The sequence below is a fragment of the Bacillus hominis genome (assembly GCF_018332515.1).
Lineage (GTDB): Bacteria > Bacillota > Bacilli > Bacillales > Bacillaceae_G > Bacillus_A > Bacillus_A hominis.
In genome coordinates, this window is sequence record NZ_BOQD01000226.1 from 1 (window position 1) to 585 (window position 585).

1 protein-coding gene is annotated in these 585 nt (G+C 27.4%); it reads right to left on the reverse strand.

The window, feature by feature from the left end; genetic code table 11:
* Positions 1 to 214 precede the first annotated feature (214 nt).
* Positions 215 to 585, reverse strand: a 371-nt coding sequence (locus tag KI356_RS20100; protein ID WP_212936252.1) for a helix-turn-helix transcriptional regulator, incomplete at its 5' end; no start/stop codon positions are given.

Consider the following 585-nt stretch of genomic DNA (forward strand, 5'->3'; position numbering starts at 1 on the left):
TTGATAGTTTCTTGTTTTTCTTGAATTTTCTCTAAAAGGTTTAAGTCATATTTTCTAGTCATCCAGTATTCATCCTCTCTTTTTTAAGCGCTTTCATTTATTTGGATTATATAAATCCCCTTTGAATCTTACTTCATCTTCTATCACTAAATTAAAAACGTTCCATGTACAAAATGTAACATGGAACGTTTTTTTATTGTTGTTCATATTTGATTCAATTATTGTCATTTTTTGATATAATTTTCTTCCTATACTGTAATGGTGTGTATCCATATTTGTCTTTAAACTGTGAAATAAACGATTTTACATTGGGAAATCCGTGTTTTACTGCTATATCCTGTATAGAATTTGTACTTTTAATAATATCTTCATAAGCTTTATAGAGCCTGTATCTCGTTAGAAAAGTGGTGAAATTTGATCCGAACGATTTTTTGAACATACGTGAAAAATGTTCTTCACTTACAAAAAAATGTTTAGCTACATCTTTCAATTTAAGTTCTTCATCATAATGTTCATAAATATATGTAATCATCTCTTTTTGTCTATTTCCAAGTTGAAAATCATTTTCTACATTCTCCACATCTT